A 21,391-nucleotide genomic window follows, 5' to 3' on the forward strand; every position below is an offset into this window, starting at 1 on the left:
TGGAGATTTTCAAAATGAGTCGTGAAATATTACAGCTGGCAGAAGCTCTGGCAAGCGAAAAAAATGTTGACGCGGAAGTCGTNTTCCAAGCCTTGGAATTCGCACTCTCTAGCGCAGCCAAGAAAAAGGCAGACCGCGAACACATGGATGTCCGCGTACAAATCAACCGCGACACCGGCGAATACCAAACCTTCCGCCGCTGGCTGATTGTGGCCGATGAAGACTATACCTACCCCGATATTGAAAAAACCATCGAGGAAATCCAAGAAGAAATCCCCGGCACAACCATCCAAATCGGCGAATATTACGAGGAGCAACTGCCTAACGAAGGTTTCGGCCGCCAAGCTGCGCAAACCGCCAAACAAATCATCCTGCAACGTATCCGCGATGCCGAACGCGAACAAAACCTGAACGAATTTCTTGCCGTCAAAGAAGACATCGTTACCGGAACGGTCAAACGGGTAGAACGCCATGGCATCATCGTTGAAATTATTGCCGGCAAACTGGATGCACTGATTCCCCGCGACCAAACCATCCCCCGCGAAAACTTCCGCAGCGGCGACCGTATCCGCGCACTTTTCCTTCGCGTGGACGAAATCGGCAACACCGGCCGGAAACAAGTCATTTTGAGCCGTACCAGCGGCGACTTTCTGGCCAAACTCTATGCCAACGAAGTCCCCGAAATTTCAGACGGCATGTTGGAAATCCGCGCAGTCGCACGCGACCCGGGCCAACGCGCCAAAGTTGCCGTCAAAGCCAACGACCAACGCATCGACCCGCAAGGCACCTGTATCGGCGTACGCGGTTCACGCGTCAATGCCGTCAGCAACGAATTGTCCGGCGAACGCATCGATGTCGTCCTCTGGTCTCCTGAGCCTGCCCAATTCGTTATGGGCGCACTCTCCCCCGCCGAAGTCAGCCGTATTGTCATCGACGAGGAAAAACACGCCGTCGATGTCATCGTTGCCGAAGACCAGCTCGCGCTTGCCATCGGACGCGGCGGTCAAAACGTCCGCCTCGCCTCCGACCTGACCGGCTGGCAGCTCAACATTATGACTTCCGCCGAGGCAGACGAACGCAATGCGGCAGAAGATGCCGCCATCCGCCGCCTGTTTATGAATCACTTGAACGTGGACGAAGAAACTGCCGACGTACTGGTTCAGGAAGGTTTCGCAACATTGGAAGAAGTCGCCTATGTTCCTGCAGCCGAACTGCTTGCCATTGAAGGATTTGACGAAGAAATCGTCGATATGCTCCGCAACCGCGCCCGCGATGCCATTCTGACCATGGCGATTGCCGCCGAAGAAAAACTGGGCGAAGTATCCGATGATATGCGCAGCCTGGAAGGTGTGGATGCCGATATGCTGCTCAAACTCGCCGAAGCCGGCATTACCACACGCGACGACTTGGCAGAACTGTCCGTCGATGAGCTGATTGAAATTACCGGTGTCAATGAAGAAACCGCAAAAGCCGTCATCCTGACCGCACGCGAACACTGGTTTACCGAAGACAAATAAAGGGGGTAAAGATGAGTAACACAACCGTAGAACAATTTGCCGCCGAACTGAAACGCCCGGTCGACGACCTGCTGAAACAGTTGAAAGAAGCCGGCGTCAGCAAAACCAGCGGCAGCGATTCCCTGACACTGGACGACAAACAGCTTCTAAACGCCTACCTGACCAAGAAAAACGGCAGCAACGGCGGTACTATCAGCATCCGTCGCACCAAGACCGAAGTCAGCACCATCGACGGCGTAAAAGTTGAGACACGCAAACGTGGCCGCACCGTCAACATTCCATCCCCTGAAGAGCTGGCAGCACAGGTAAAAGCCTCACAGGTCCAAGCACCTCCGGCTCAGGTAGAAAAAATGACGGAAGATGCGGCCAAAGCAGAAAGCGAATCTGCCGCACGCGCAGAAGCACGCGCCAAAGCAGAAGCGGAAGCAGCAAAATTGAAAGCGGCAAAATCTGGCAGCAAAACCAAGCCTGCCGCTCAGGAAAACAAAACTGCCGAAGATATGCCGAAACCCGCCTCCGACAAACCCAAACCTGTTGCAGGAAACAAAGCAGCTCCTTCCGACAAAGTACCATCCGGGAAAACAGCTGAATCCACACCGAAACAAGATAAAGGCAGCAAAGGCAAAGAAGCAAAAAAACCGGCAAAACCAGTCGAACCCGCCATCCCGCAGCCTGTAGTCAGTGTGGAAGAACAGGCGCAACGCGATGAGGAGGCGCGCCGTGCTGCAGCGTTGCGCGCACATCAAGAAGCCCTATTAAGAGAGAAACAGGAACGTCAGGCACGTCGTGAAGCCATAAAACAACAAGCAGAGCAACAGGCAAAAACCTCACCGGAAACCAAAACCGCAGGGCAGCGCGCAGCAAAACCTGCTGAAAAAACGCAGGCTGCCGCTTCTGCAAGCGAAAACAAACCCCTCAACCCGTCAAAAGCAAAAAAAGAAGACCGCTACAACCGTGATGACGAAGGCCAGGGCCGCAATACCAAAGGCAAAGGCGGTAAAGGCGGACGTGACCGCAACAATGCCCGCAACGGCGGCGACGAGCGCGTACGCGGCGGCAAGAAAGGCAAAAAACTCAAACTCGAGCCGAACCAACACGCCTTCCAAGCACCGACCGAACCTGTCGTACACGAGGTTTTAGTTCCCGAAACCATTACCGTTGCCGACTTGGCACACAAAATGGCAGTCAAAGGCGTCGAAGTGGTTAAAGCCCTGATGAAAATGGGCATGATGGTAACCATCAACCAATCCATCGACCAAGACACAGCCCTGATTGTCGTCGAAGAACTCGGACATATCGGTAAACCTGCCGCCGCCGACGATCCCGAAGCCTTCTTGGACGAAGGCGCGGAAGCAGTGGAAGCCGAAGCATTGCCGCGTCCGCCCGTCGTTACCGTCATGGGCCACGTCGACCACGGCAAAACCTCGCTACTGGACTACATCCGCCGCGCCAAAGTGGTACAGGGCGAAGCGGGCGGCATTACGCAGCACATTGGCGCTTATCACGTCAAAACGCCACGCGGCGTGATTACCTTCTTGGACACCCCGGGCCACGAAGCCTTTACCGCCATGCGCGCACGCGGTGCGAAAGCAACCGACATCGTGATTCTTGTGGTTGCCGCCGACGACGGCGTGATGCCGCAAACCATCGAAGCCATTGCACATGCCAAAGCGGCAGGTGTTCCAATTGTGGTTGCCGTCAATAAAATCGATAAAGATACGGCCAACCCCGAACGCATCCGTCAGGAACTGACCCAACACGAAGTTATCCCCGACGATTGGGGCGGCACGGTTCAATTTATCGACGTTTCCGCGAAAAAAGGAACAAACATCGACGCGCTGCTCGAAGCCGTATTGCTCGAAGCCGAAGTATTGGAACTGACTGCCCCCGTCGATGCGCCCGCCAAAGGCATCATCGTTGAGGCGCGCTTGGACAAAGGGCGCGGCGCGGTTGCCACATTGCTGGTTCAAAGCGGTACGCTGAAAAAAGGCGATATGCTGCTGGCCGGTACGGCATTCGGCAAAATCCGCGCGATGGTCGATGAAAACGGCAAAGCCATTACCGAAGCCGGTCCGTCCATCCCCGTCGAAATCCTTGGCTTGTCCGACGTACCGAATGCGGGTGAAGACGCGATGGTATTGGCGGACGAGAAAAAAGCGCGCGAAATCGCCCTCTTCCGCCAAGGCAAATACCGCGACGTGCGCTTGGCCAAACAACAGGCCGCAAAACTGGAAAACATGTTCAACAATATGGGCGAAAACCAGGCCCAATCTTTGTCGGTCATCATCAAGGCAGACGTTCAGGGCTCTTACGAGGCTTTGGCGGGCAGCCTGAAAAAACTGTCCACAGACGAAGTGAAAGTGAACGTGTTGCACAGCGGCGTGGGCGGCATTACCGAATCGGATGTCAACCTTGCCATCGCTTCGGGCGCGTTCATTATCGGCTTTAACGTCCGTGCAGATGCTTCTTCACGTAAGCTGGCCGAAAATGAAAACGTGGAAATCCGCTACTACAACATCATCTACGATGCCATCGACGACGTGAAAGCGGCGATGAGCGGTATGCTCTCTCCGGAAGAGAAAGAGCAAGTAACCGGTACGGTCGAAATCCGTCAGGTCATCTCCGTTTCCAAGGTCGGCAATATTGCAGGCTGTATGGTTACCGACGGCGTGGTCAAACGCGATTCCCATGTCCGCCTCATCCGCAACAACGTGGTCATCCACACGGGCGAACTGGCTTCGTTGAAACGCTATAAAGACGACGTCAAAGAAGTCCGTATGGGCTTTGAGTGCGGTCTGATGATTAAAGGCTACAACGAAATCATGGAAGGCGACCAACTCGAATGTTTCGACATCGTCGAAGTTGCCCGCACCCTGTAATTCCTTTGCAAATAAAATGCCGTCTGAAGCGTTCAGACGGCATACGAAACGGGTTCTGTATCATACAGAACCCGTTTTTTGTCGCAAATCGGCTTCAGCGACCCTCCTGCCTTATCCCGATTTGAATCTGACTTGCCATACAAACAGGCTTCAGACGGCATTATAGTGAATTAAATTTAAACCGGTACAGCGTTGGCTCGCCTTGCCGTACTATTTGTACTGTCTGCGGCTCGCCGCCTTGTCCTGATTTAAATTTAATTCACTATATTTTCCCGACAGGCGGATTTGAAGTTTCTCCACATATCCGGCGCGTTCGGCGCGGCTGGTATCAGGGCGGTGCGTATTGAGCGACGACCATTTCCAATGACTGCGGGCTTTGTTGAGTTCGGGCGGGAGTCTGGCGGCGTCCCACGGGGCTTTGCGGCTGTGCAGCTCGATATCCGATTGTGCCGCGTGTCCGCGCGTTTGCAGGACGTGGAGCAAATCGAGGGCGCGGGCGGCGAGCAGGGTCAGGGTTTCAGGGTCGGTGTGCAAGGTTTGGCGACCGGTAAGTTTGTCGGAAATGGTGCGGGTATTGGGCAGGATGCCGCCCAAAAAGCCGCCGATTGCCGTACCCAATCCGAGCGAGCCGCCGAACGTGGCGATGTCCAGCCCCAAACCGATGAGCGCGCCGGTTGCCGCGCCCGTGCCGGTGCGGATGCCGTATTGCTTGAGCAATTCGCTGTCGAACGGGTCTTGGCGGAAGGCTTGCGGCATCCAGTCGCCGCCGTCGATTTCGCTGTGGTAGAAACGGTAGAGGGCAAACAGCCGCTGCTGCATCTGCCGTTCGAGTTGGCGTATTTCCGCCTGCATGGTTTGCAACACGGTGTCGGTATCCTCGTTTTCGTCCACTTCCTGCCTGAAGGCGGCTGCATCGAGCAGGAAATCGGCGATTTCGCGGCGCGCTTCTTTGTCCAGACGCATCCATTCGCGGCGGCGGGCGGCGGTCAGGCGGTCGATGACTTCATGCTGCGGTAACATGGTGGCGAGTTTATTCCATAAATCCAATTCGCCTTCAAAATCGAAGGCGACGGTGTCAAACCCAGAGAAAACGTGCAAGTTTCTCCTCGCCAGCATGGTTGTCCACGATTCGGGAAGCTGTCCGCCGGTAAAGTTGAACACGGGCATAACCGGTTTGGCGCACCATGAAAGGATGGTCAATTCATCCCGATATTTGTCGAGGACGGGTTCGCGCGCGTCGATGACGTACATTGCCATATCGCTTTGCAAGACTTGCCGTAAGACTTTGGCTTCTTGGTTGAAATCATGATGCGCGCCGTCGCTGCCGAGAAACTGTTGCAGCCGCTCGATGCCGTCTGAACGCGTATCCGTATGGGTTTCCAGCCATTCTAAAACACCGCCCGCGTCTTCGAGTCCGGGCGTATCGTACAGGTACAGCAGCGTGTCGACACCGTCAGTAATCGCGGCTTCTTCAACATGGCGCGTGGTGGATGGGGCGTTTTTGACTTCGCCGAAGCCGCTGTCGCGCAACAGGGTGCGCAGGAGCGAGGTTTTGCCGGTATTGGTGTGTCCCACGACGGCGAGGGAAAGGGGTTGTTTGCTCATGATGTTTTTGAAGAATGGATTTTCAGACGGCCTTTTTTCAGAATGGCGGCTTAACAGAACATTTCAAGTGAGTTTATTGGTCTTTCAAACGGCCTTCCTGCGCCACCCTGTCAGGCTCAAGCCACGCCGCGCCGCATTCGGCCAGCGCGTTACGCCAATGTTCCAGCTTTTCCGAAAGGTCGTCTGAAAGCCCCTGTTCCGCCAAAAGCTGCACCACCGCGCCGCCCTGCGCCGCTTCCGAAAGTCGGACAATCTGCCGCAGCACGCCCCGGTCGGGCACAGTTTGAGCGCGCACGCCGATAAGCAGTTGCGCCGGTTTCTGCTTCAACTCCGCTTCCAGTGCGGCAACCTGTTCCCGATTGGCGGCAACGCCTTTATCCAGCCATTCCTGCGCCAGCCTGCCCTCGAACCACGTCCCTTCGTGCCACTCGGTTTCCAGCATCACCGCCCACTTGGGCGCGTCGTTTAAGANGATTTTCGGCGAAACGGCGGACACGGTTTCCTGATGCGTATCCGCATCGACGATTTGCGTCTGCCAACGGCGGATGACCGCCTGATAATAAGGTTTCTCTAAATCCAGCTTGCTTTGGCTTGTTTTCAAAAAGATTTTGCATACCGCCCAAGCCAGCAGGCGCGGCAGGATGCCGTAGCAAACTATGCTGCCGACCAACAAGCCCGACCACGCGCGCGCATCGGCAATATTGCCGTTCAGACGGCCTTCGATGACCGCCCGCGCATCAGGCACGGGAAAACCCAGTTTCGCAGGCAGCCATGCCAACATTTCCACCAGCCGTACTGAAGACGAATCGCCCAACAGCGTGCTTTCCCAGTTGAACGTATATTGCCGCACCAAAAGCAGCAGCAATACCGACACCAGCATTCCGAGTAGCGTGCAGAGCCACAGGCTGTGCGACGTTGCGCCTATTTTCCAACGTACCGAAGGTTGCCGCCACTCGTCCGCATACAGCCGCAACACCGCCTGATTGACAGGGTCTTTGCCCCGAAACCACGTCGCCGGACTGCTGAAAAACCGCCCCACTTTCACGCGCAGGAACAGCGTTGCCAGCCATACCGCCAACATCAGCGTATTCATGCCCAACACGCCCGCCAAAATCAGGAAGAAATTCAGCCCTTGGCTGTCCATCAGAAGATACGCACCGGAAAAACCGGTAAAAAATGTAAACATCGCTGCTGCCAGCCACAACCAGAACGACCCCGCACGCACACGTTCCAACGTGTCCCGCAGCATACGGTTCCTGTCGATCATCTCCGCCCGACGGATGATTTTTTCCTCCGTACTGCCGTCCACACGGCGCAAAGCCTCCGTTGCCTGCACGGGATCGCCGCTGAAAATAAAACCGCCTTCTTCCAAAATACGGACCAGCTCAACCAGTTTTCGGGATGGATTCAACATAAAATGCCGTCTGAAAATAAAAAAACAGATTTTAACACACGCATTTTCAAGAATATTCACAGTGTAGGCAAAGAGTAAATCCCACACAGAGGCAAAAGTATCGGCGTAAACTGACTGCCTCTACTTTCCCGAAAGATTGTGCGATGTATACAGGCGAACGCTTCAATACTTACAGCCATTTGAGCGGTTTGATTCTGGCGGCGGCAGGTTTGGTGCTGATGCTGCTGAAAACCATAGGACACGGGGACGGCTACCGTATCTTCAGCGTATCGGTTTATGGCATCAGCCTTTTCCTGCTGTATTTGAGCTCTTCCCTGTATCACGGAATCAAAGCCGGAAAACTGAAAAGCATTTTGAAAAAAACCGACCACTGCATGATTTATGTGCTGATTGCCGGAAGCTACACACCGTTTGCACTGGTTTCTTTGAGAAACGGGCCGGGCTGGACGGTATTTTCACTGTCCTGGCTGCTGGCGGCTGCAGGAATCGCACAAGAACTCACCATCGGACGGAAAAGCGAAAAACGTCTGCTGTCTATTGCGATTTATATCGTAATGGGCTGGATGGTCTTGGCGGTAATGAAATCCCTGACAGCCTCACTCCCGCCGGCAGGACTGGCTTGGCTGGCGGCAGGCGGTATGCTGTACAGCGTCGGCATTTACTGGTTTGTAAACGATGAAAAAATCCGACACGGGCACGGAATCTGGCATCTGTTCGTATTGGGCGGCAGCATAACCCAATTTGTCAGCGTGTACGGTTATGTAATCTGAATGCCGTCTGAAAAGCAAAACCTCCCGATCCTGAAGATTGGGAGGTTTTCTGTTTGCCGGACATCAACCCTTGTCGTGGAACTCGTGGAATTCATACTGATAGGACAAATCCCGACCCGCTTTTTTCTGTGCCAAATAATCATCATAAATGGCGCGGATTTCCTTACGCAGCAAGAACAGGGCAATCAGGTTGGGGATAACCATAAAACCGTTGAACATATCCGACAGGCTCCAAACCAAATCGACTTTGCCAAGCGTGCCCAAAACAATGGCAAGCAGAACCAATGCGCGATAGATGCCCAAGTGTCTTCCCCTGAAAAGAAAACGGATATTGGACTCACCGAAATAATACCAACCGATAATAGTGGTAAAGGCAAAGAAAGTCAGACATACCGCAAGCAATTGCGAACCGAAGCCTGGGAAGGCCTTATTAAAGGCAAACTGAGTAACCGCCGCGCCCTGTCCGCTTGAAAGGTTGGCATCAGTCAACAAGATAATCAACGCCGTAGCCGTACACACCAAAATCGTATCGATAAACACACCGACAAATGCCGCCATACCTTGTTGGACAGGGTGCTTCACATCCGCAGTCGCGTGGGCGTGCGGAGTCGAACCCATACCTGCTTCGTTGGAAAACAGACCGCGCGCCACGCCGAAACGTATCGCTTCGCGCATACCGATACCCGCAGCACCGCCCAAAACAGCTTCGGGATTGAAGGCAGCGGTAAAGATGTGGTTGAACATCGGCACAATATGGTCGGAAAATTCAAACAGGATAACGACGGCGCACAAAATATATACAACCGCCATAAACGGCACGACAAACTGGGCAATATTGGCAATACGGTTTACACCGCCGATGACAATCATGCCGGTAAAGACGGCAAGCACAATGCCCACCGTCAGCGAAGGCACACCAAACGCAATATTAACTGCAGAAGCAATGGAATTGGCCTGTGTCGCATTACCGATAAAGCCCAATGCGATAATCAACGCAATGGAAAAGAAACCGGACAAAAAACGCGCCGCGCCGCGACCGATTTTCGGAGTCAGACCGTGNGTAATATAAAACGCCGGCCCGCCGATATATTTGCCGTGGCTGACNACCCGATATCTCTGCGCGAGCAGNGCTTCGGCAAAAATCGTGGACATCCCCAAAGCAGCGGAAATCCACATCCAAAAAATCGCTCCCGGTCCGCCTGCGGTGATAGCGGTCGCCACGCCGGCGACATTGCCCGTACCGATTTGCGCGGATATGGCAACCGCCAACGCCTGAAACTGCGATAAGGACTTATCGTCTTTATCGCCTTTGGCAAACAAGCCGCCGAATACGGATTTGAATCCCGCGCCAAACTTCAAAATCTGCGGCGCACCGAGATACAGCGTAAAAAACAGGCCGATACCCAAAAGGGCATAAATCAGCAGGTAGTCCCAAAGAAACCGATTGACTGTACCCACCAGAACAGACAATATATTTTCCATAAAATAAACCTTATCTTACGATTAAAATGACTGCTTTCCCAAAGACATTCCAATAAGGAAACACGGCGAGCAGACCGTATTTGCCGCAACAGATGCCTTCAATTGTCAACAATCGGGGAGAAGCTGTGCCATCATACCGTAAAATATCGTTAATTAAAATATTTCTTTATTTTTAAGCGGAAAGCGGAGGAAATCGTTTTCAGACGGCATCGACAACGGCACGGCATAAAACAGGATATTTTGGGTACTTGCAACTTATGTTAAAATGCCGACCGTAAAAAATCTGACAAAAACAGATTAATTATTTGAAATAAGAAAGGAAATTTATGGCAGGCCATAGCAAGTGGGCGAATATCCAGCATAAAAAAGCCCGTCAGGATGCCAAACGCGGCAAAATCTTCACCCGTTTAATCAAAGAAATCACCGTTGCGGCGCGTATGGGCGGCGGCGATCCCAGCGCAAATCCGCGCCTGCGTCTGGCTTTGGAAAAAGCAGCCGAAAACAATATGCCCAAAGACAATGTGCAACGCGCCATCGATAAAGGTACGGGCAACTTGGAAGGCGTGGAATACATCGAGTTGCGCTACGAAGGCTACGGCATCGGCGGCGCGGCTTTGATGGTGGACTGCCTGACCGACAACAAAACCCGCACCGTTGCCGACGTGCGCCACGCGTTTACCAAAAACGGCGGCAACTTGGGTACCGACGGCTGCGTGGCGTTCAACTTCGTGCATCAGGGCTATTTGGTATTCGAACCCGGCGTTGACGAAGACGCGCTGATGGAAGCGGCTTTGGAAGCCGGTGCGGAAGACGTGGTTGCCAACGACGACGGTTCCATCGAAGTCATTACCGCGCCAAACGATTGGGCGGGCGTAAAATCCGCTTTGGAGGCGGCAGGTTACAAATCCGTTGACGGCGACGTTACGATGCGCGCCCAAAACGAAACCGAACTCTCCGGCGACGATGCCGTCAAAATGCAAAAACTGATTGACGCGCTGGAAGACTTGGACGACGTGCAAGACGTTTACACTTCCGCCGTATTGAATCTGGACTGATACGCAGCACAGCAGACATACAAGAAAATGCCGTCTGAACCTTTCAGACGGCATTGATTTATTTAGCCCTTGCCCACGCCCACCAAACCGTCAGGACAACCGCCAGAAAATACGCCACGCTCCAAACAGGCAAAGCAACCCCTAACAGATAATCCGGTTCGGCACAATTTCCGAACCCGTGCACAACAGGCTCGAACCAATCAAACAAAGGCCAGCCCTTCAATCGAAACGTCCACGGCGCGCCGCATGAAGGAGCCGTACCCGGCGGCAGCGACTGCAGCCACAACTGATATGCCGCAACAGCCGCACCCGTAACGGCCGGAATGCTGATAAAGACAGTACCGAACAAACCGCCTGCCCTTCTTCTTGGTCTGCACATCAGGACAATTGCCGCACATAATGCGGTTGCCAAGACGCACAACCGCTGGCTGATACACAAAACGCAAGGCTCCATACCCAAAACATACTGTGCCGCCAAAGAACCGGCAAATGCACAGACCGAAACGGCAAACAGCAGCCAAACGGCTTTTCTAAATAACGGGGTCATTTTCTCAACACACCAATCAAAATACCGATATGCCGATTTTGCTGGATATATCCCGAGATGGCAAGGGACGAATCGACACCGGCGCAGGTGCGGACAATTTCGGTTTTCCCGATATGCACAAGACCTGACAAGGGACAAAACGGCGATTTGCCCACACGAAGGAATTTGTTACCGGATTAGCCATCGGGCAAGTTTTTTGCAAAATTTGAATTGGTCGGGTAAATTTTCAAACAATAATTGACAGCAGATAAGAAACGGCGGATAATTACCGCCGTTGAGTTGCTTGATGCAGCTTGATTTTTCTCCTCTATTTCTCCTTTGTAGACTTGGCACACATTCAACCGGATGTGTGCATTTTTTTATCTCCGCTTTTTTGAAATTTAATTACTTTTATTGTTTGAAATTCTATTCTTTAAGAAATTTAACAAGAAAAACGCTTGCTTTTTGACCGGAAAAGCTGCATAATTTACCCCGTTAGCTGGTTCGAGTAGTCAGTTAATAGTTTCTCCTCTATTTCTCCTTTGTAGACTTGGCGCACATTCTATTGAATGTGTGCATTTTTTTATCTAAAACGACAACCTGCCATACGTTTTGTTGTTATATTTCATTCAGGTGTCAAACTGCATAGCCAGCCTGAAATATTCAATCCAAATCCAACACCGGATTTTCTTTGACCTCCTCCATCACGACATAACTCCTGCTCTCAGATGCTGCAGGAAGTTGTAACAAAATATTGCCGAGCATATCGCGGTAAGCCGACATATCGTGTAAGCGGACTTTAATCAGATAATCATACTCCCCCGATACCAGATGGCATTCCATAATTTGCGGAATTTTCAGCACTTCTTTTTTGAAATCTTCGAAAATATTGCCCGATTTGGATTGCAGCTTCAGCTCGACAAAAACCAATAGCGGTTTGCCCAGCAGGTGGGGATTGAGATGGGCGTGATAGCCGGAAATATAATGCTCCCGCTCCAAACGGCGTACCCTCTCTGTAACGGGCGTGGTGGACAAGCCTACCTTCTCGGCAAGCTCCGTCATCGGGATGCGGGCATTCTGTTGAAGGATCTTAAGGATGCGGAAATCGATTTTATCTAGTTCTTTCATTTGGATTGCCTTGTATTTATTATTGATTTTAACAAATAGAGTATATAGTGGATTAACAAAAACCAGTACGGCGTTGCCTCGCCTTGCCGTACTATTTGTACTGTCTGCGGCTTCGTCGCCTTGTCCTGATTTTTGTTAATCCACTATATATTTGGGAAAGCAATTATATCAGGAAAAGCAAACCGCCTTCCTACCTGAAAACTGCTGCTCTGGCTTGAAGACACAAGGTTCTTTAATATTTTAAAAGCCTTGCCGTTGGATTATAATTCCCTAATTGATTTCTTAATTTTGCTAATAAACACTTGTTTGGTAAGGAATGAATTTATGCGCCCTTTGAACGTGCAGATCAGGTTGGGCAACCTTAGGCACAATTATCGGATTTTGAAGGAAATGCACGGAGGCAAGCTGTTGGCGGTAGTGAAGGCCGACGCATACGGACACGGTGCGGTCAGATGTGCTTTCGCGCTGGCAGACTTGGCAGACGGCTTTGCCGTGGCGACAATCGACGAGGGAATCAGGCTACGGGAGAGCGGCATTACCCATCCGATTGTCCTTTTGGAAGGCGTATTTGAAGCATCAGAGTACGAAGCGGTCGAACAATACTCACTCTGGCCGGCAGTCGGAAACCAATGGCAGCTTGAGGCTTTGCTTTCCCGTCATTGGAAAAAACCCGTCAAAGTCTGGTTGAAAATGGATTCGGGGATGCACCGTACCGGATTTTTCCCTCATGATTACGCTTCGGCATATGCGGCATTGAAACAGTCGGAATATGTGGACAGTATTGTCAAATTCTCGCATTTTTCCTGTGCGGACGAACCCGAAAGCGGTATGACGGAAATACAGATGGAAGCATTCGATTTGGGTACGAAAGGGCTGGAAGGCGAAGAAAGCCTTGCCAATTCGGCGGCTATTTTGAATATCCCCGAAGCACGCAGGGATTGGGGGCGCGCGGGCTTGGCGTTATACGGCATTTCCCCGTTCGGAGGCAGCGATGACAGGCTGAAACCCGTGATGAGGCTTTCCACCCGTATTTTCGGCGAACGCGTTTTACAGCCGCACTCCCCTATCGGTTATGGCGCAACATTTTATACCAGCAAATCTACGCGGGTCGGCCTGATTGCCTGCGGTTATGCGGACGGTTATCCGCGCCGTGCCCCAAGCAATTCCCCCGTCGCCGTCGACGGTAAATTGACCCGGGTCATCGGCAGGGTCTCTATGGATATGATGACCATCGAGCTAGACGCTTCGCAAGAAGGTTTGGGACACGAGGTCGAACTGTGGGGCGATACGGTCAACATCAATACCGTTGCCGAAGCGGCCGGAACCATCCCTTACGAATTGATGTGCAATATCAAACGTGCAAAATTCACTTATATCGAGTAATCAAGTCCAAACGAAAATGCCGTCTGAAGCCTTTCAGACGGCATAAATGCGTTTTGACAAAATCAGTATAAGTCCTGTCCTGACTGTATTTGCAGTTACTGCCCCGTTTTCCACGCGAAGATACGTTTCTTCAAATTATCCACCATGTCGTGGTTGACAATCGCGTCGAACGTACCGTCCAGCTTGGCGATTTCGGCTTTGTCTTCATTGCTGAGCGCAAAATCAAAGACGTTTAGGTTCTCCGCCATGCGTTCGGGTTTAATGGATTTTGCCAATACAATGATGCCACGTTCCACCAGCCAGCGGGTAATCACTTGTGCCACAGATTTGCCGTATTTCGCACCGATTTTGCTTAACACGGGATTGTGGAAAATATCGTTTTTGCCTTCGGCAAACGGTGCCCATGCTTCCACTGCGATGCCTTCAGCCTGCAAAGCGGCAACGGCTTCGGTTTTTTGTTGGAACGGATTGATTTCAATCTGATTAGCCTGCGGCATCACTTTATTGAATAGTCCCAAATCCACCGCGCGTACGGGCGAAAAATTGCTCACGCCGATGGCGCGGATTTTGCCGGCTGCCTGATATTCTTCCAGCGCGCGCCATGTGCCGTAACTGTCGCCGTAAGGCTGATGAATCAGCACCATATCGATGTAATCCAAATTCAGACGGCCTAATGAACGCTCCAGAGGGGCTTTAGCGGCTTCGTAGCCGAAATTTTCCACCCAAATTTTGGTGGTAACGAACAATTCTTCGCGTGCCACGCCGCTGTTTTTAATTCCCAAACCGACTTCGGTTTCATTCATATAAACCTGCGCGGTGTCGATATGGCGGTAGCCCGCCTTGATGGCGGCAATCACGGCTTGCTCGGTTTCTGCGGGCGGAATTTGAAATACGCCGAAACCGAGCACAGGAATTTGTACGCCGTTGTTTAATGTGATGTTTTGCATGATATTGCCTCCTGTTTGTTCTCATGAAAGTGTAGCCATTTTAGCCCGTGTTTTTATTGAGATAAATTAGGTTTGGTTTTATGATGTCGTGAATTAAATTCACTAATCAGCTAAAACGGGGCAGGAAAATGCAGAACTTTAACGAGCTGAATTATTTTTTGACACTCGCGCAAACGCAGAGTTTTGTGAAAGCGGGACAGCTTTTGGGGATTTCTTCTTCGGCGTTGAGCCACAGCATGAAAAATCTGGAAACGCGGCTGAACCTGCGCCTGTTCAACCGCACTACGCGCAATGTGTCGCTGACCGAAGCCGGACAGCAGCTTTTCGACCAACTTTCTCCGCTTTATCAAGCTATTAACCACGAAGTCGATGCGTTAAATGACTTTTTGAATACACCATCGGGGCTGATTCGTATCAATGCTCCGACGCTGGCGGCGGAAGCGGTGTTATACCCGAAATTAAAGCCGATTTTGAACCAATACCCGAAAATCCGCTTGGAAATCGTGGTGGACGACCATTGGGCGGACATTGTGAAAGAGGGATTTGATATGGGCGTGCGGCTGGGCAACGATGTGGCAAAAGAGATGATTGCGGTGCCGATTTCCGCACCGCTCAAAATGGTATTGGTTGCCTCGCCCGATTATTTGGCACAACACGGTTCGCCGAAAAATATTGACGATTTGCAGCAGCACCGCCTTATCGGCGCGAAGCTCTCCGCCGAACACGGCACGGAGATGCAGTGGGAATTCAAATACAAAAAAGAGCTGATTACATTCACGCCCAAATCGCAGTTTTCCATCAACAATCATCTGCGTCTGCAAGCCGTTTCAGACGGCCTCGGCATTGCGTGGATAGCACATATGAGCGTGGCGGATGCACTCAATTCGGGGCACCTGGTCGAGCTGTTGCCTGAATATGCTATGACTTACGAACCGCTTTACCTCTATTACCCCAGCCGCCGCGGGCATTCGAATGTGTTTAGGTTGATTGTGGATGCGTTAAAAGTCAAAGCCGTCTGAAATTTCAGACGGCTTTTTTATAACAAAGGCATTACCAAATAGAAAATACCGACAATACCCACAATCTGAAACCCCATCCTTCCCGCAAAAACGGAAAATCAAAATCAGAAACCTAAAATTTCGTCATTCCCGCGCAGGCGGGAATCCGGTTTTTTAAGTTTCCGTCATTTCTGATAAATTCTCGTCGTTTTTCATTTCTAGATTCCCGCCTGCGCGGGAATGACGAAATTAAAGTTTCAGAATTTATTTGAACAACAAACTAGATTCCCGCTTTCGCGGGGATGACGGCGGATAGGTTTTGTTGTTTCGGATAAATTCCTGTTGTTTTTTGGTTTCCAGATTCCCACCTTTAAAAGAATGACGTAAGAAAGCAGAAATAAGAACACAGGGATTTTTTAAATTTGCAATATTCTTTTCTAAAGACATTTTACCCGATGCCTATAAACAAAAATGCCGTCTGAAGCCTTTCAGACGGCATTTCCCCATCAAAACCGCAATCAGTTTTTCATCGATTGAACCGGAGCTGGGATTCTGCCGCCTCGGTTGACAAACACTTCGCACGAACCTTCTTTAACCGGCATCACCGGCGCGTAGCCCAGCAGTCCGCCGAACTCGACGCTGTCGCCGACGGTTTTTCCGGTTACCGGAATAATGCGCACGGCAGTGGTTTTGCTGTTAATCATACCGATGGCGGCTTCGTCGGCAATGATGCCGGAAATGGTGTGCGCGGGCGTGTCGCCGGGAACGGCAATCATATCCAAGCCGACCGAACAAACGGCGGTCATTGCTTCGAGTTTGTCCAGCGTCAGCACGCCTGCTTCGGCGGCGGCAATCATACCTTCATCTTCGGAAACAGGGATAAATGCACCGCTCAAACCCCCGACCGCGCTGGAAGCCATCATGCCGCCTTTTTTCACGGCATCATTCAGCAATGCCAAAGCTGCTGTTGTGCCGTGCGTACCGCAGACGCTCAAACCCATTTCTTCAAGAATGCGCGCCACCGAGTCGCCGACGGCAGGGGTCGGCGCCAACGACAAGTCGAGAATACCAAACGGGATATTCAGCATTTTTGAGGCTTCGCGGCCGATGAGTTCACCCACGCGGGTAATTTTGAAAGCGGTTTTCTTCACTACTTCCGCAACTTCGGTCAATGTCGTTGCATCCGAATTTTCCAACGCGGCTTTGACCACGCCCGGCCCCGATACGCCGACATTAATCACAGCACCCGCTTCGCCTGAGCCGTGAAACGCACCCGCCATAAACGGGTTGTCTTCCACTGCGTTGCAGAATACGACGATTTTGGCGCAGCCGAAACCTTCGGGCGTGATTTCAGCAGTGCGCTTAATGGTTTCGCCCGCCAGTCTGACCGCGTCCATATTGATACCGGCACGCGTGCTGCCGATATTGATGGAGCTGCACACGATGTCGGTGGTCTTCATTGCTTCGGGAATGGAGCGGCTTAACACCTCGTCTGAAGGCGACATGCCTTTTTGTACCAGCGCGGAAAAACCGCCAATAAACGACACGCCTATGGCTTTGGCAGCTTTATCCAAAGTTTGCGCCACGCTGACATAGGAATCGGCATGGGTAGCCGCCGCGATTTGGGCAATCGGCGTGACGGAAATTCGCTGATTCACAATCGGCACGCCGTATTTGGCAGACAGATATTTTGCCGTCGCCACCAAGTCTTTGCCAACCGTGGTGATTTTGTTGTAAATGTTTTGGTTTAACACGTCGATGTCGGTGCTGATGCAGTCGTGCAAATCAATGCCTATGGTAATGGTGCGCACGTCAAAATTCTGGTCGGCTACCATGCGGATAGTTTCGAGGATTTCGTTGGAATGGACTTGGGACATTTTTGGGGATTCCTTGTTGAATGGGTTTTATTTGGTGCAGGCTGCCTGTGATTTATTTTTGTTCTGAGACATAATGCGGTGTTTCTTCTACTGCGGCAAACAGTTTGCCGTCCGCATCCCATAAGGGTTGGCGGCAGGAATCGCAGTATGCCGCTTCGTGATTAGCATACGGCGGCGGCTCGCTTATGGCCAAATCCCATGCCGACAGTCGACCGCAGGAGGAGCAATCGACCGTATATAAGATGAAATTTGCCGCTTTGTTCAGACTTTGGAAGGTCCAAAAATTAGACTGGATTCTTTCCAAACTTTTACATGCGTTGCTCGGAACAATAAACACAGTGTAGTCATCGCTGCCGCTTTCCAAAAACATCAACCGCATTTTTTGCCGTTTGAGTTTGCCGTCGAAATAATCGAAGGCAAAGGGCAGAAAATTGCCGCTTTCCCAATCTTGGCCAAATTCTTTATCGAATTTTTTATATAAATCATCAGGTTTTACTTTTAGTATTTCTTTGCCGAATGCTACCAAACGCTCATTGACAAATTGATAAAGCTCACCCTGCCCACTCTCCCCTTTCCAATCTAAAAAGAGAAAAATACGGTTTTGATACAGGGCTTCTCGCAATATTTCGTTTTGAGAAGCTGATGGCAGCAGCGCAGTATATTCGTTTTCGGTAACAATTTTTTGCAGTATTTTTTCGGGTTTCATGGAAATATTCTCGTATTTTGGTATTTTGAAATGCAGACTGCCTGTATTTCCTTTTGCTGGGATTTGTTTTTACCGCCCAACCACTACCGCAACATCTACCGCCCAAGCCGTTTGACAAGCACAAACACAGGAAGCGACAGCAAAAACGCCAAAAATCCGTGCTCCACGCTCTACACTTTGAACGACACGGGTATCACTTTGTTATCGATCACGATTTGGTAGCGTGCAGTCATAAAAGCATTGGCATCTAATCGGTTATTTACGTAAAACAGCTCGAACGTGTCGGGTGGCAGGCAGGTCTATTGTAGATATACGCCTTCACGGTCGCGCAACACAGTATCTTCGCGCACTAAAGTTTCGATGCTTTTTCACCGGTTCAGAGGTTGGCGCAGGGTTATCATGGTGGAACTCCTTCTTTTCAGTCAGCCTGAACGGCCGGTAACGATGGTATCTCTGCCCTGTTCTCCAACACATTCAAAGCAGCCTGCACTTTGAAAACTAGAGTGCAGGCTGCTTTTTTCAGATTCGGTGCATGGCTTGAAAAATTTCTTCGTTTTGCATACGGATATCAAGCGCGAGTTTTTTGCTCTCTTCCGCAAACAAATCCAAAACCTCTTGACGCGATTTGGTGCATTTTGAAGTGTCCACCAAAATAATCATGGTAAAAAAATCGTCCATCAGCTGTTGGCTGATGTTGAGAATATTAATCTGGTTTTCCGCTAAAATTTTGGAAACGTCGTACACAATGCCCACACGGTCTTTACCGATGACGGTGATGACTGAATTATTCACGAAGCTTTCTCCTTGCAGATATTCATTAAAAGCCAAAATTATATACCACTGCTAAATTTTCAAGAAACAATGCCATCAATCTGCACATATAAGAATGCCGTCTGAAATATATTTCAGACGGCATCAAATTTAGGGTTCGATTAAATAACCATCCTTATCCCACTGGGTTTTCCTAACCAACTTATCATCCTGATAAACAGCTTCGCTCTTTTTAGAACCATCTTCATACCATTCTAAGACTACTCCATTACGTTTATGATGATGGATAGACAGTTCCGAGAGTAATCGGCCGCTTTCATCCCATGTCAGAATCTTAGCTGGCTCATCATTGACCATGACCATTTCCGTTTTGATATTGCCATCAGCATACCATTGTTTCCATACGCCGTTTGCCTTATTTTGTTTAAACTGGATTTCGCTTTCCTTGCTGCCATTACGGTAATAGCGGTATCCCGTACCCTCACTCAAGCCATTTTTATAAGGCATAACTGCAGATTTTTTACCGTTCGGATACCAGTTGACCCATTCACCATCCGGTTTACCCTTACTGAAACTTCCCGTCATCTTTTTTTGACCATTAAAATGCCACAAAATCAACATGCCATTTTGCAGGTTAGGTACAAAAGATTTGATTTGTGTTGAAGCAACAATATAAGGTTCGGAATATTTCTTCATCGACGGATAATAAAAATCCTGAGCATGAGCAATACCAGACACCACACTATATTGCCTGATATAAGCCGCAGATGACATCGTTGCCGTCAGTTTCCCATGCTGATTAAAATAAACTGAATAAGTCTGCGCCGACAACGTAGCCGAAAAACTCAAAAGTACAATTGAAAATACAATCCGATATAACGTTTTCATTACAATAGCAATATAAAAATCAAAAAGTAAAACAATTAACTTGTAAACAATATGGTAAAGGATTTATCAACCAACCGTCAAACCCAAGACAACACATAGTAAAAAATGCCGTCTGAAAACAAATCGTCTTCAGACGGCATTTTCCCTTCAACTCACTCTTCACCCAATAACTGTTCACGCGTCAACAGGAAAACAAAACCATCTCCTCCACTGGTTTCCAACCAAGTAAAAGGCAATTCCGGATACGCTGCTTCTAATACATCCCTGTTATGCCCGATTTCTACCAACAATACACCTTTAGGATTCAGAAACTTTGCAGCATTCAGAAGAATTTGTCTGGTTGCATCCAATCCGTCCTCACCACTACCCAATGCCAATTCCGGTTCATGTAAATACTCTTCAGGCAATAACTCAACCGACTCCGCATCCACATAAGGCGGATTGGAAACAATCAAATCATAAGTACCTTCCAATCCTTCAAACAAATCCGTATGAATAAGCTGGATGCGTTCTTCCAAACCATAATCTTCGACATTAATCCCTGCCACTTCCAAAGCATCCAAGCTCACATCAACCGCATCAATGTGCGCATCGGGATAGTGATGCGCCATCTGAATTGCGAGACATCCGCTTCCGGTACAAAGATCCAAAGCATTATGCACCAACTCATCGTATTCTATCCAAGGACGAAGTCCGTCACCCAACAATTCATAAATAAAAGAACGAGGTATGATTACGCGCTCATCCACATAAAAATCAAACTCTCCCTGCCATGCCTGCTGCGTCAAATAAGCAGCAGGAATATGTTCAACGGCGCGTCGCTCAATAACCGCCAACACTTTCTCTTTTTCAGCTTTAAGTAATTTTGCATCAAGATAGGGATCAAGAACATCCAAAGGCAAATTTAACGTATGCAAAATTAAATAAGCTGCTTCATCATGAGCATTATCACTGCCATGACCAAAAGAAAGTCCCTCTTCATTAAAACGACTGACTGCAAAACGTAAAATATCACGGATAGTCGTTAATTCCTGTACCGCTTGAATAAACATAACATGAACCATTTCACATATAAACATCTAGAATTATAGCAGAAACAACAACTATGCCATTTTAAATCACCAAATAGCATTTAATCCGTACATTCAAATACAAGAAGCTGCTGAAAACATCAAACAACAATAAAAGCAGAATAAAGTTTTATTTGACAAAACATCCTTTCCTCTAGAAAAGGATAACACACTCTAACCTTTTATTTATTATTCTCATTCCTTCTAAATATCCTCAATATTTCTGAATATCCCCGACATTTTTCCGAGCAAAGCAAAAACCCCCGGATATCCGGGGGTTTTCTAAATGGGTGTTTGGCAGTGACCTACTTTCGCATGGAAGAACCACACTATCATCGGCGCTGAGTCGTTTCACGGTCCTGTTCGGGATGGGAA

At 49.9% G+C, this 21,391-nt stretch carries 17 protein-coding genes, 1 rRNA gene and 2 pseudogenes; 6 read left to right on the top strand and 14 right to left on the bottom strand.

The features are described 5' to 3' along the window. Nucleotides 1–14: 14 nt before the first annotated feature. Nucleotides 15–1,517, top strand: coding sequence for a transcription termination factor NusA (nusA, locus tag ACRPFF_RS07845; protein ID WP_432674317.1), 1,503 nt, complete (start codon nucleotides 15–17; stop codon nucleotides 1,515–1,517). A gap of 11 nt (nucleotides 1,518–1,528) precedes the next feature. After that, complete coding sequence (gene infB, locus ACRPFF_RS07850; protein ID WP_432674318.1) at nucleotides 1,529–4,396, top strand: translation initiation factor IF-2; 2,868 nt, start codon at nucleotides 1,529–1,531, stop codon at nucleotides 4,394–4,396. A gap of 210 nt (nucleotides 4,397–4,606) precedes the next feature. On the opposite strand, the gene ACRPFF_RS07855 is transcribed toward infB, so the two are convergent. Continuing rightward, nucleotides 4,607–6,001 (bottom strand): DUF3482 domain-containing protein, encoded by a 1,395-nt coding sequence (locus tag ACRPFF_RS07855; RefSeq protein WP_432674319.1) that lies wholly within the window; start codon nucleotides 5,999–6,001, stop codon nucleotides 4,607–4,609. 73 nt (nucleotides 6,002–6,074) lie between these two features. After that, nucleotides 6,075–7,415, bottom strand: a complete 1,341-nt coding sequence (locus ACRPFF_RS07860) for a DUF2868 domain-containing protein (protein WP_432674320.1) — start codon at nucleotides 7,413–7,415, stop codon at nucleotides 6,075–6,077. A gap of 143 nt (nucleotides 7,416–7,558) precedes the next feature. Between ACRPFF_RS07860 and trhA the strand changes: the two genes are divergently transcribed. Then, a complete protein-coding gene (trhA, locus tag ACRPFF_RS07865) occupies nucleotides 7,559–8,185 on the top strand; it encodes a PAQR family membrane homeostasis protein TrhA (protein WP_432674321.1) in 627 nt (208 codons plus the stop codon). A gap of 63 nt (nucleotides 8,186–8,248) precedes the next feature. Here trhA and ACRPFF_RS07870 read toward each other — a convergent pair whose 3' ends face one another. After that, nucleotides 8,249–9,667, bottom strand: a complete 1,419-nt coding sequence (locus ACRPFF_RS07870) for an alanine/glycine:cation symporter family protein (RefSeq protein ID WP_432674322.1) — start codon at nucleotides 9,665–9,667, stop codon at nucleotides 8,249–8,251. A 326-nt stretch (nucleotides 9,668–9,993) separates the two neighbouring features. Between ACRPFF_RS07870 and ACRPFF_RS07875 the strand changes: the two genes are divergently transcribed. Beyond that, entirely contained in the window at nucleotides 9,994–10,722 is a 729-nt protein-coding gene (locus ACRPFF_RS07875; RefSeq protein ID WP_432674323.1) for a YebC/PmpR family DNA-binding transcriptional regulator, read from the top strand. A gap of 58 nt (nucleotides 10,723–10,780) precedes the next feature. Here ACRPFF_RS07875 and ACRPFF_RS07880 read toward each other — a convergent pair whose 3' ends face one another. From ACRPFF_RS07880 to ACRPFF_RS07895, 4 genes and pseudogenes are all read right to left on the bottom strand, one after another. After that, on the bottom strand, nucleotides 10,781–11,269 hold the full coding sequence (locus tag ACRPFF_RS07880; protein ID WP_432674324.1) for a disulfide bond formation protein B: 489 nt from the start codon (nucleotides 11,267–11,269) through the stop codon (nucleotides 10,781–10,783). A 16-nt stretch (nucleotides 11,270–11,285) separates the two neighbouring features. Beyond that, nucleotides 11,286–11,610, bottom strand: a pseudogene (locus ACRPFF_RS07885) (hypothetical protein). A 301-nt stretch (nucleotides 11,611–11,911) separates the two neighbouring features. Next, complete coding sequence (locus tag ACRPFF_RS07890) at nucleotides 11,912–12,376, bottom strand: Lrp/AsnC ligand binding domain-containing protein (RefSeq protein WP_025456973.1); 465 nt, start codon at nucleotides 12,374–12,376, stop codon at nucleotides 11,912–11,914. 9 nt (nucleotides 12,377–12,385) lie between these two features. Next, a pseudogene (locus ACRPFF_RS07895) lies at nucleotides 12,386–12,516 on the bottom strand (IS5/IS1182 family transposase); the annotation flags it as partial. 184 nt (nucleotides 12,517–12,700) lie between these two features. Between ACRPFF_RS07895 and alr the strand changes: the two are divergent. Further along, nucleotides 12,701–13,759 (top strand): alanine racemase, encoded by a 1,059-nt coding sequence (gene alr, locus ACRPFF_RS07900; RefSeq protein WP_123827299.1) that lies wholly within the window; start codon nucleotides 12,701–12,703, stop codon nucleotides 13,757–13,759. Nucleotides 13,760–13,854: 95 nt separating this feature from the next. Here the strand turns inward: alr and ACRPFF_RS07905 are convergent, their stop codons facing one another. Next, a complete protein-coding gene (locus ACRPFF_RS07905; RefSeq protein WP_411712366.1) occupies nucleotides 13,855–14,706 on the bottom strand; it encodes an aldo/keto reductase in 852 nt (283 codons plus the stop codon). A 128-nt stretch (nucleotides 14,707–14,834) separates the two neighbouring features. Here ACRPFF_RS07905 and ACRPFF_RS07910 point away from each other — a divergent pair, with 128 nt between their 5' ends. Continuing rightward, on the top strand, nucleotides 14,835–15,725 hold the full coding sequence (locus ACRPFF_RS07910) for a LysR family transcriptional regulator (protein WP_411712367.1): 891 nt from the start codon (nucleotides 14,835–14,837) through the stop codon (nucleotides 15,723–15,725). A 497-nt stretch (nucleotides 15,726–16,222) separates the two neighbouring features. Here ACRPFF_RS07910 and ACRPFF_RS07915 read toward each other — a convergent pair whose 3' ends face one another. From ACRPFF_RS07915 to rrf, 6 genes are all read right to left on the bottom strand, one after another. Then, the gene (locus ACRPFF_RS07915; protein ID WP_432674325.1) at nucleotides 16,223–17,581 is read right to left on the bottom strand and encodes a PFL family protein; all 1,359 of its coding nucleotides are present in this window, start codon (nucleotides 17,579–17,581) and stop codon (nucleotides 16,223–16,225) included. 52 nt (nucleotides 17,582–17,633) lie between these two features. Then, nucleotides 17,634–18,287 carry a DUF6630 family protein gene (locus tag ACRPFF_RS07920; protein WP_308084922.1) on the bottom strand — a complete coding sequence of 218 codons (654 nt, stop codon included), beginning with the start codon at nucleotides 18,285–18,287 and terminating at the stop codon, nucleotides 17,634–17,636. Nucleotides 18,288–18,806: 519 nt separating this feature from the next. After that, the gene (locus tag ACRPFF_RS07925; protein WP_003680574.1) at nucleotides 18,807–19,079 is read right to left on the bottom strand and encodes an ACT domain-containing protein; all 273 of its coding nucleotides are present in this window, start codon (nucleotides 19,077–19,079) and stop codon (nucleotides 18,807–18,809) included. Nucleotides 19,080–19,208: 129 nt separating this feature from the next. Further along, complete coding sequence (locus ACRPFF_RS07930) at nucleotides 19,209–19,946, bottom strand: toxin-antitoxin system YwqK family antitoxin (RefSeq protein WP_107863800.1); 738 nt, start codon at nucleotides 19,944–19,946, stop codon at nucleotides 19,209–19,211. Between the two features lie 152 nt (nucleotides 19,947–20,098). Then, on the bottom strand, nucleotides 20,099–20,998 hold the full coding sequence (prmB, locus tag ACRPFF_RS07935; protein ID WP_199900859.1) for a 50S ribosomal protein L3 N(5)-glutamine methyltransferase: 900 nt from the start codon (nucleotides 20,996–20,998) through the stop codon (nucleotides 20,099–20,101). 310 nt (nucleotides 20,999–21,308) lie between these two features. Continuing rightward, nucleotides 21,309–21,391, bottom strand: a 5S ribosomal RNA gene (rrf, locus tag ACRPFF_RS07940); the annotation flags it as partial.

This window comes from Neisseria sp. SLRRB23, assembly GCF_050896295.1.
Lineage (GTDB): Bacteria > Pseudomonadota > Gammaproteobacteria > Burkholderiales > Neisseriaceae > Neisseria.